Origin of the sequence: Mesorhizobium ventifaucium (genome assembly GCF_935822925.1) — a bacterium.
Taxonomy (GTDB): Bacteria; Pseudomonadota; Alphaproteobacteria; order Rhizobiales; family Rhizobiaceae; genus Mesorhizobium; species Mesorhizobium ventifaucium.
This window is the reverse complement of the sequence record NZ_CAKXZS010000006.1, coordinates 35534-45738: the sequence shown is the minus strand read 5'-3', so window position 1 is coordinate 45738 and position 10205 is coordinate 35534. Positions and strand designations below refer to the sequence as shown.

At 59.6% G+C, this 10205-nt stretch carries 7 protein-coding genes and 2 pseudogenes; all 9 read left to right on the top strand.

The window, feature by feature from the left end; genetic code table 11:
- Positions 1–633: 633 nt before the first annotated feature.
- Positions 634–1820, top strand: a pseudogene (locus tag NMG70_RS05495) (NADH-quinone oxidoreductase subunit D).
- A gap of 713 nt (positions 1821–2533) precedes the next feature.
- The gene (locus tag NMG70_RS05490; protein ID WP_254023593.1) at positions 2534–2779 is read left to right on the top strand and encodes a hypothetical protein; all 246 of its coding nucleotides are present in this window, start codon (positions 2534–2536) and stop codon (positions 2777–2779) included.
- Positions 2780–3651: 872 nt separating this feature from the next.
- The gene (locus NMG70_RS32625) at positions 3652–3774 is read left to right on the top strand and encodes a hypothetical protein (protein WP_258122430.1); all 123 of its coding nucleotides are present in this window, start codon (positions 3652–3654) and stop codon (positions 3772–3774) included.
- A 132-nt stretch (positions 3775–3906) separates the two neighbouring features.
- A complete protein-coding gene (locus NMG70_RS05480) occupies positions 3907–4242 on the top strand; it encodes a hypothetical protein (RefSeq protein ID WP_123149587.1) in 336 nt (111 codons plus the stop codon).
- A gap of 86 nt (positions 4243–4328) precedes the next feature.
- A pseudogene (locus NMG70_RS05475) lies at positions 4329–4550 on the top strand (DUF1488 family protein); the annotation flags it as partial.
- A 130-nt stretch (positions 4551–4680) separates the two neighbouring features.
- Positions 4681–4866 (top strand): DUF3606 domain-containing protein, encoded by a 186-nt coding sequence (locus NMG70_RS05470; protein ID WP_123149696.1) that lies wholly within the window; start codon positions 4681–4683, stop codon positions 4864–4866.
- 372 nt (positions 4867–5238) lie between these two features.
- Positions 5239–5895 carry an ABC transporter ATP-binding protein gene (locus tag NMG70_RS05465; protein ID WP_254023592.1) on the top strand — a complete coding sequence of 219 codons (657 nt, stop codon included), beginning with the start codon at positions 5239–5241 and terminating at the stop codon, positions 5893–5895.
- Positions 5895–8303 carry an ABC transporter permease gene (locus tag NMG70_RS05460; RefSeq protein ID WP_254023591.1) on the top strand — a complete coding sequence of 803 codons (2409 nt, stop codon included), beginning with the start codon at positions 5895–5897 and terminating at the stop codon, positions 8301–8303. The genes NMG70_RS05465 and NMG70_RS05460 overlap by 1 nt, the downstream gene beginning before the upstream one ends.
- A complete protein-coding gene (locus NMG70_RS05455; protein WP_254023590.1) occupies positions 8293–9348 on the top strand; it encodes a lipocalin-like domain-containing protein in 1056 nt (351 codons plus the stop codon). The genes NMG70_RS05460 and NMG70_RS05455 overlap by 11 nt, the downstream gene beginning before the upstream one ends.
- Positions 9349–10205: the final 857 nt, after the last annotated feature.

Sequence of the window (10205 nt, the reverse complement as noted above, 5' to 3'; positions counted from 1 at the left end):
GTGTTGGATCGGACCTTGCTGCCAATCCCTGTAGACACTACCCCAGCAAAATTACCGGTCTCACGATTGACATGTCCAAGGCAACAGCTCCCAGGCACGGCTTTCACCATTTGGCCACATCTGTGGCAGCCGAGGGCCACAACTAAGGGATACTCTTTGTTGCCATCAAGATGATCCTCCTTTGAGCAAACGGGAACGGAAAGATCATGCGCATGCTGACGACAATCGCCGTCCTTTTGGCACTCGGCGTGGCGTCGCCAGTTTACGCTCAATCCCCGGGCGCGCAACTTCCCCCAGATGTAACCCAGGCTCCGCCAACTTTGTGTGACCAGACTTCACGAGCGTAGCGGTCATCGACATCGAGGATTTGCCTCCGGAAATTAAATCGGAGGTCGATGCCGTGATTACCCAAACGAGCTCTGAAGAGTTGTATATCCTGCAAAGTTCGATCGATGCGACGCCACCTGCCGTGTCGGTGTCGGCAGCGGTCGGGCTGGATTCGTCGCATGTGGTCGCTGCCAAACATCGGTGACGATGGCCCAGACGACGACTTGATTTGATCGTCGGTCAGGCGCCGCACTTTGCATCGGGCATTCGAGATCGACTGCGAACTACGAGGCCGGAAGGATTGCCATGGCCGAGGCCGCAATTCGCAACTTCACCATCAATTTCGGACCGCAGCATCCGGCCGCGCATGGTGTCTTGCGGCTCGTGCTTGAACTCGATGGCGAGGTCGTCAAGCGCGTCGATCCGCATATCGGCCTGCTCCATCGCGGGACCGAGAAGCTCATAGAGCACAAGAACTATCTGCAGGCCCTGCCCTATTTCGATCGGCTCGACTACGTCGCGCCAATGAATCAGGAGCATGCATTCTGCCTCGCCGCCGAGAAGCTGCTCGAAATATCGGTTCCGCGGCGCGGACAGCTCATCCGTGTCTTTTTTTGCGAAATCGGCCGGCTTCTGTCGCACCTTCTCAATGTGACGACGCAAGCCATGGATATCGGCGCGCTGACCCCGCCGCTCTGGGGTTTCGCCGAGCGTGAGAAGCTGATGGTCTTCTACGAGCGCGCTTCCGGCGCCCGCATGCACGCGAATTATTTCAGGGTCGGCGGCGTGCATCAGGATCTGCCTCCGAAACTTCTGGACGACATCTGGGATTTCTGTGACCCGTTCCTCAAGGTCTGCGACAATCTCGAAGTGCTGCTCACCGACAACCGTATCTTCAAGCAGCGCAACGTCGATATAGGCGTGATCAGCCTCGACGATGCCTGGGCTTGGGGCTTCTCAGGCGTGATGGTGCGCGGATCGGGCGCCGCTTGGGATTTGCGCAAGGCGCAACCCTACGAATGTTATCCTGAGATGGATTTTGATATTCCTGTCGGCAAGAACGGGGACTGCTATGACCGCTATCTCGTCCGCATGGAGGAAATGCGTCAATCGGTTCGGATCATGAAGCAATGTCTGGAAAAGCTGCGTTCACCGGAAGGCCGGGGGCCGGTGGCGATTCCAAATCAAAAGCGCCACCGTCGCGTGCCGAGATGAAACGCTCGATGGAAGCGACGATCCATCATTTCAAACTTTACACGGAAGGGCATCGCGTGCCCGCCGGAGAGGTATACACTGCGGTCGAAGCACCGAAGGGTGAGTTCGGCGTTTATCTGATTTCCGATGGCAGCAATGTTCCCTACCGGTGCAAGATCCGCGCACCCTCCTTCGCCCATCTGCAGGCAATGGATTTCTTGTGTCGGGGCCACATGATCGCCGATGTCTCCGCGATCATTGGTTCGCTCGACATCGTGTTCGGAGAGATCGATCGTTAAGCCGAGTTGCACATCTCGGCTGCTGGAAGATAGGTCTACAATCGCAGGATCATCCGTGGTTTATCGAAGTCGCGCACTAAATGCCCCGCCGGGTGGGTCTCTCTGGCTTGCTGCCGGTTCAGTGGACAGGCAGCAGGCCAAGTTGACCCTACCCAGCCGTAAGGGAATGACAAACCCGAAAAGAACGGCTCGCCCTTTCACAAGGCGGGCCGTTCGTTCGCTTTTGAAGATACGAAAACGCCGCTCGACCGGAAGGGAGCGGCGTTTATCAAGTGTGGCGTCCTAACCCTAGACGAAACCCCGATTAGTCGGGGCCGCCGGACTCGAACCGACGTTTCCAGTTTGTTCGCTATCAAAAGATGGTGTTCTCCCGTCGTCCTTGCAAGCCCCATCGGCGCGCAGAGTGTGGAAGGCTAGACGCGAGCCAAACGCTATCCAGCCGTGGAACCAACACTTCGCGCATATGTTGATAGAGACCGGGCGGCCCCCCGCCGCGTCCGGTGGCTACGAAGCCGCTTTCAAACATCCCCTCTGGAAAGCGGGTTTTTTTGTGCCTTCCCGGCGAACGGATTCACCAATGCCGGTGACAGGCCGGTACATAATGACTCGCTAATGGATTGTCGAAAGCGTACATTCCCAATGTCGCTGGCCACTGAACGGGCGCTGGCGCTTGAGAGCGTAGATCGTACTCCCGCCCCTATGGGAGTTATGTGATGGAAAACGACAGCCGCTCAGACGGATTTATCTCCGCTCACGACTTTGAAATTCTGTGCGATGCCTTCAAGGCTTCGGTCGGGGAAGGACGGGTAACCAACGCGCACAGGATTCAGCACGCCAAGAATCTGGTGCGCGAACTCACCGGCCAAGAGAACGCCGACAAACACCTGATTAGCCGGATGATGCGGGGTTGCCACGCTACCCAGCCGTATGGGAATGGCGGGCCTACTTGGGTTTGGTAGGCCGCTTCCGTTCCTTCGCATCTTCAACGCCTCGGTCAAACCCGGCTTGGTATTCGGTCTTGCCTGCGGGGATGGAATGGCTTGGGATGCCGGGTAGGATGCCGGGCGAAACCGTCAACCGTCCAAATACCCCTCTCGAAAGATCCAGACATTACTTCTGTCCCGATGGTTTCTCGTCTCGCCGCTCACTAGTATGTGCGGCCTTGCTATCTTTTTGACCATAGCATCTGACCGACTGCCCGACGGCGAAACGATGAACGTTCATTGCTGGATCCTCCTGATTGTGCCTAGCGCCTGTTCCTGATCCTGCTCTAAACGCAGCTTCGAGTTCGTAGTGGTCGATACCCACAAGCTGGCTCGCGAGATAGAGGGTCGAGGAGACGGCGGGAATATGGATGAAGGTGGCGACACGCCGGTAGGCGAGCCAGGAAATCCCGTCGATCAGTCGTCGTCCTCGTCGATTGCATAATCGCCCGGCGGCTGAAACTCATCGACGCCTCCCAGCGAGAATGGTGCCGTGAATTTCACGGTCGTGTGCTTTGTGCGGGTGTTCATTCGCATATCCCTGGAAAGAGCAGATTATTGCGCTCGCGAAGCGACGCAGCCCTTTCAAAATCGATGATTTGGGGAGTTGACGGGTCGAGAGCCTGTGACGCCGCGATAGCAAGCATGGCCAAAAGAACGATACACGAACGGTATGCGCCAATTGCGGTTTAACTGCCGCTTGTCTGGAGAACCGCTAGCTGCCGAATGCCCTGTTCTGGCCGCTAAGCCGCTTCCGCCAGGAAAGCTCCAAAAAAACTATTATGGATGCTCTTTGTGTGATAGGGTGATTTTCTGGCCGAAAAAATAACAAAACAAAGGAGGCCGCTGTGAAAACCTATATCCCTGCTCAGGTTTACCTTTACGACTACAAGAGCTTATTCGTAAGAGCGTCGGTCACGATTGCCATAGGCATCATCGTCTATTTGACGCTTTTCGGCATCACCTGGTAAGTCCAGACGTCGGTAGCGACTGGCGCCCAAACGTCCTGGAGTGGCGCTTCTAGAGCGCGGGCTTCGCTGGAGGCCGCTGGTCTAGTTCTACCATAGGGATCTTTGATTATCCCACCCAAGAGGTGCACCGCCATGAACGACACCAACGACAAAGCCCGCGAAAATCGCGATGCTGTTGATATCAGCATTCGCGATGCTGTTGATATCAGCATTTGGGAGAACGAAGGCGGAGCCTCGGATCGATACGATATGAATTATCACTACGGCCGGCGCGTAGAGCCGGACGGGTCATGGACGATCTATCATGTCTTCACCGGGGCACCGGCAGATATGGGAAGCCGATCCATGGCTGGGCTCAGCAAAACAGATGCTACTACCAGAATGATAATTCTGAACGCGCACAATGCGAAGAGACGCAAGGCCGCGAGCCTGCAACAGACGTTCGCTACGCGGTTCTTAACGGCTTGAGGTATGTTCAACCTTGGCGCTGACTTTTCCGAACCGAAGCCGCAGCTTACGACGAGGCCGGACAATACCTCCATTTTCTCGGCTACGATGGCATGTTTGAAATGCTGTTCTTGATTGAGATCGAAGCGCTCGCGAACGCAAAACCGGAAGCAGCCACAGCCGAAGCGGGTTATTTGGCGACCTTCGATGCATCACCGGACTCCATTCGTGATGTCGCGCGGAAAGTTTACTCCCACGGCCGCAAGAACGTGTACCAGCCCAGAAAACCTCAACGCTTCGAACAGCGGACGAGCAAAGCGTTCCCGTAAGGGATCGGCTTATCCCTGCGACCGCGGAGTTGTGCGGTTTCGACATGGTTGGGGACTACGTCCTTGTCCCCGTCGATTAGAGGATTATCCTTGACAGGTTTGGGCGAGGCGATCGCCCATGGAGGTTGTCATGGCAGACGACAAGTCAAAGCGTGGTCCGCAAGACAGAGCACGGGTCGACGGTGGCGAAGACTATGAAGTCGGGTACCTCATGAAGAAGCACCATCTCGAACGGGCTGATGCCCTCAGGCTGGTAAAAAAGTATGGAAACAACCGCGCAAAGATCGAAGAGGAACTCGTTGCCCGAAAGCTCTGATCGCGTATTGCCGTGAGGCTGGCATAGAGCCAAGCACGCCTGAGTGTGACCAGGCTGCAGGCATAATCATGGCGCTTTTCAGCAACGGCATCGGCACTGCTGAGGAATTGAAGGCAGCGCTCCAGTTCCGTTTGGAGAGTGAGTTGCGACGGTACGGTCAACGCCTATCCCGCCTAGCTGAGAACCGCTCTAGATCGTAATTGTACATCGAATTCCAAGTGGAGGTCGCGTTAGATGCAAAACGCGAGCCCTCTGAAAAAAACCATTGTCCAATTAAGGCAGTGGGTTTGGAGGCTGTATGAAAGCGGTCGTTGTTTGGCGCTATTTCACGGGCATGCCGTGTCAGATGCACGCGGACCTCCGGGGAGTAACATGCTGCTGAGGCTGCACCAGATCGACAAATTCTACCCCACTGGCGAGGGGCCGTTGCATGTTCTGAACGGGATCGATCTTTCGCTGGAGGCGGGCAAGAGCCTTGCACTGACCGGCGAGTCTGGCAGCGGCAAGAGCACGCTTTTGCACCTCGTTGCAGGGCTCGACAGCCCTGATGCGGGAGAAATCCACCTTGGCGGTACCAATATTGTGGGGCTGAACGATACAGCCCTTGCCGCCCTGCGGCGGGGAACAATCGGACTTGTGTTCCAGCAGTTCAACCTGATCCCTTCGCTTGATGTGGCGGCCAACCTTGCCTTTCAGGCTCGGCTTGCTGGCCGCCCTGATCCGGCATGGTTGAAAGTCCTTGCCAACCGGCTGGGCCTCTCCCAAGTCCTCAAGCGCTACCCTGAACAACTGTCGGCCGGCCAGCAACAGCGGGTGGCGATCGGCCGGACCTTGGCCGCCCGGCCCCGGCTGGTTCTGGCTGATGAGCCCACGGGCAATCTGGATGAGGCAACAGGGGACGCTGTACTCGATCTTATGCTGTCGCTGGTGGCTGAAACGGGTGCCGCCCTGTTAATGGTCACCCATTCCAACCGTCTGGCAAACCGGCTGAACGCCCGCGTTCACCTGCACGCGGGCCGGCTGGTGTGATGGTGTGGACCGGGCTGACAGCGCTCTTGTCTCACTGGCGCAGGCGGCCTGTCCAATTGGCGATGCTGCTTTTGGGGCTATCGCTGGCAACGGCGCTGTGGTCAGCGGTTCAGGCGATCAACGGTGAGGCGCGGGCGAGCTATGACCGTGCAGCGGCGATCCTTGGGCAGGACCGGCTCGCGCAACTGGTGCGTGAGGACGGGGCCCGGATGGATCAACAGGTGTTTGTGAGACTGCGGCGAGCAGGCTGGCTGGCTTCGCCCGTGATTGAAGGTGAAATGCGGTTTGGGGATGTGCGGTTGCGCGTCCTCGGCATTGACCCACTGACTTTGCCGCCGCAGGCGCAGCAGGTGGATGTTGCGGTGGGTGATGAGCTATTGCCGTTCATCACGGCGCCCGGTGTGCTCTATGCAGCCCCGGAAACCGCGGCACGACTAACCGAGCAAGCGACACCTCCCGTGCGCGTGGCCGAGGGTTTGCCGCCTGGCACAGTCCTCACCGACATCGGGCAGGCGCAGGTCCTGCTTGGGGCAAAGGACAAGATCTCTCGTCTTTTGCTCTGGCCGGACCAACCGATTGGCCGTGCCCCTCTAAAGGTGACAGCCCCCGGCCTGACCCTGCGCGAGCCGAGCGAAACGGGAGATCTTGCCAGGCTGACCGACAGTTTTCACCTGAACCTGACGGCTTTCGGTTTTCTCGCCTTTGCGGTGGGGCTCTTCATCGTGCATTCCGCCATCGGTCTGGCTTTTGAACAGCGCCGCCAGGTATTTCGCACGCTGCGCGCACTGGGCTTGCCGGCACGCGTGCTGGTCCTTTTGCTGATCGCCGAGCTGCTGACCTTCGCCCTCCTCGCGGGGCTGGTGGGCGTGGCACTTGGCTATGTAGTCGCCTCGGCCCTTTTGCCCGACGTCGCCGCCACCCTGCGCGGGCTTTACGGGGCCGATGTGCCGGGAACGCTGTCGATCCGCCCCGCAGTGTGGGCAGCGGGGCTGGCGATCGCGGTAATCGGCACGCTGGTAGCGGCCGCACAGAGCCTCTGGCGGCTATGGCACCTGCCGCTGCTTGCGTCGGCCCAGCCTCGGGCCTGGGCGCGGGCTTCGGAGCGGGCCCTGCGCGCGCAAGGCGTGGCTGCGATGGTGCTCCTGTTGACGGCGGGGGGAATTGCACAGTTCGGATCCGGCCTCGAGGCGGGTTTTGCGCTTCTGGCGGCACTGCTGTTGGGGGCGGCACTGGCGCTGCCGCTCGTGCTGACGGGGATATTGCACCTTGGCGGCCGCTTGGCGCGTGGACCATTGGCTGAATGGTTTTGGGCCGACACGCGTCAACAGCTTCCCGGCCTGTCATTGGCGCTAATGGCACTGCTGCTTGCGCTGGCCGTCAATGTGGGCGTCAGCACGATGGTGTCGAGCTTTCGGCTGACCTTCACCGGCTGGCTCGATCAGCGTCTCGCCTCTGAGCTTTACGTGACCGCCCGCACTGAAGCAGAGGCCACGGCGATACACGACTGGCTGGCCCAGCGCAGCGACGCGGTCCTGCCGATCTGGAGCATTGAGGGCCGGGTCGCAGGCCAGCCCGCGGCAATATACGGCGTGGCCGATCATGCCACCTATCGCGACAACTGGCCGATCCTCTCTGCAGTGCCGGAGGTGTGGGACCGGATCGCCACAGGCGACGGCGCCCTGATCAACGAACAACTGGCGCGGCGCCAGGAGTTGGGCTTGGGGGACCAGATCACGCTGCCCGGTGGCTGGCGGGCCAGCATCGTCGGCGTCTATGCCGACTATGGCAACCCGATCGGCCAAGTGATCATCGGGATCGACACACTGCTCCAGCACTATCCTGACGTCTCCCGCCTGCGCTATGCCATTCGGATTGCCCCCGGCAAGGCCGAAGCACTGGCTGCGGGTTTGCGGGCGGAATTCGGGCTGCCCGCGCAGAACGTGATTGACCAGGCCGGGATCAAGGTCTTTTCGCTCAAAGTGTTTGAGCGCACATTCAGAGTGACAGCCGCGCTGAATGTGCTGACGCTGGGAGTCGCGGGGCTGGCGATGTTTGCGAGCCTCATGACCCTGTCGGGGATGCGCCTACCGCAACTGGCGCCGGTCTGGGCCATGGGTCTGCCCCGCCGCCACCTCGTATGGCTGGAGCTTTGGCGCGGCTTGTTGTTGGCAGCCTTGACCATGCTGGCCGCTCTGCCTGTAGGTATCGGGCTCGCCTTTGTTCTGCTGGCGGTGGTGAATGTCGAGGCTTTTGGCTGGCGTCTGCCGATGCACCTTTTTCCCGGTGACTGGGTGCGGCTGGCGGCGCTCGCGCTGCTGGCGGCCGGGCTCGCAGCCGCCGTGCCTGCTTGGCGGCTGGCGCGTCTTTCGCCATCGGATTTGTTGAGCGTATTTGCACATGAGCGTTAGGGCATTGCTGATCTATCTGTGCTTGGCCGCACCTGCCTTTGGCCAGGGTTTTGCTGGGCTTGGCACAGAGGCTGACGGGTTTTCAGTGCCGCAGCCGGGGACTGCATTCAACTTCCCGGCAGACCACGGCCCGCACCCCGGTTACCGGATCGAATGGTGGTATTTGACAGCCAACCTGCAAGCTGCGGATGGAACGGACTATGGTGTGCAATGGACTCTTTTCCGATCCGCCCTGGCCCCGGTGGAGCGGTCCGGCTGGTCCAGTCCGCAGCTTTGGATGGGTCATGCGGGGCTGACGACGCAAACGCACCAATTCGTGGCCGAACGGATGGCACGGGGCGGCATCGGCCAGGCGGGGGTTACGCCTGCGCCCTTTGCGGCCTGGATTGACAATTGGCAGATGGCAGGCCGGGCCCTGCCAGAGGCGGATGCGCTGTCGGCGCTCGATCTGCGTGCGGCGGGACAGGCGTTCTCCTACGAACTGGCGCTGGACGCCAAAGGCCCTCTGGTGCCGCAGGGAGTGCAAGGCTATTCGGTGAAATCCGAGAAGGGGCAGGCGAGCTATTATTACTCGCAACCATTCTACCACGTGACCGGCACGCTGACCCTTCCGGCAGGCGCGATTGCGGTGACCGGTCAGGCGTGGTTGGACCACGAATGGTCCTCGCAGCCGCTGGCTGAGGATCAGACCGGGTGGGACTGGTTCTCCTTGCATTTCGACAGCGGCGAAAAGATGATGGGCTTTCGCCTGCGCGACGGAGGCGCGGGCTTTACATCGGCCACATGGATCAAGGCCGACGGCAGGCCGCAGCCGCAGGCCCCCGGCGCGCTAAGGGTGACGCCGCTCGAAACGGCGGCAGTCGCGGGACGTAGCGTGCCGATCCGCTGGAGGGTGCAATTGCCGGAAAACGGAGTGGATGTGACCATCCGGACGCTAAACCCAGAAGCCTGGATGGACACACGCTTTCCCTATTGGGAAGGCCCGATCCGATTTGAGGGCACCCATGCCGGGCGCGGCTATCTCGAGATGACAGGCTATGAGTGACTGGAGCGCGCTGCTCAATCGCGAGATCGCGACGGTTGGCAAATTGCCGAAAATGGAGAAGGTTAGTTTCCAGCGCCCTCTGCCAGGGCTGCCTTGACCACCTCTTTGGCGCGCCCTTGGTTTCGGTATTGTTCGGGAACAGCATAACGCCTGGCCGCCCTCAAGCTGGTTCGCATGGCTATTGAACAGACTTGCCCTGCTGGCGTGCTGCCGAGCGAAGAAGCTGTCCTGCTTGCTCTATGGTCCCGAGCCCATCCACGAGGGCGAGGCGCTTGCCAAAGCCATTATCGAGACGGTGGAAAGGCTGAACCAACAAAAAGCAGGCCCCAACTCCTCAGAAAAAGGACCTGCTCTTGCCGTGCATTTATGTCCAGCCTGCTTTCACAGTGCACAGACGCCTCGGCGTCTATCAACGCACGGCTCGGATGGTGGTTCCTGAAGGGCCGCTGAGAAACCCGCGCCTCTGGCGGAGAGCGCGGGCCGATCGGGTTAGGGTCCCGATCTGCAGCGGGCAGCGGGTGGCGTGCCCGCTGGTGCCAGACAACTGTTAGCGCACGCTAATGTTCCGTTTGACGAACACTCCCGCAAACGGAGGCGAAATCCCGGTCATTCTTCCTCCACGAGTCGACTCAAGGTCCGTGCAATCTGGCGGCTAGGGGAACGGATCATGATCATTTTACTAAATTAGCAATGATGCATGAAATCGCCTATAATTCGCTCCAGCCGGCGAGTGCGAGACCTCACGAGCCGGGTTAGGCCTGGCGGCCGAAGGCTGTCGGGCCATTCACAGACCGCTGTAAATTGGTAGCGAAAAGATAAATAACTCCGTGTTGGTCAAATATTGATACGACACGAGT

Excerpts from the sequence above, each read along its gene's own strand:
- NMG70_RS05470 (WP_123149696.1), top strand. The coding sequence starts at position 4,681 with ATGGCAGACGACAAGTCAAAGCGTGGTCCGCAAGACAGAGCACGGGTC.
- NMG70_RS05465 (WP_254023592.1), top strand. The coding sequence starts at position 5,239 with ATGCTGCTGAGGCTGCACCAGATCGACAAATTCTACCCCACTGGCGAG.
- NMG70_RS05460 (WP_254023591.1), top strand. The coding sequence starts at position 5,895 with ATGGTGTGGACCGGGCTGACAGCGCTCTTGTCTCACTGGCGCAGGCGG.
- NMG70_RS05455 (WP_254023590.1), top strand. The coding sequence starts at position 8,293 with ATGAGCGTTAGGGCATTGCTGATCTATCTGTGCTTGGCCGCACCTGCC.
- NMG70_RS05480 (WP_123149587.1), top strand. The coding sequence starts at position 3,907 with ATGAACGACACCAACGACAAAGCCCGCGAAAATCGCGATGCTGTTGAT.
- NMG70_RS05490 (WP_254023593.1), top strand. The coding sequence starts at position 2,534 with ATGGAAAACGACAGCCGCTCAGACGGATTTATCTCCGCTCACGACTTT.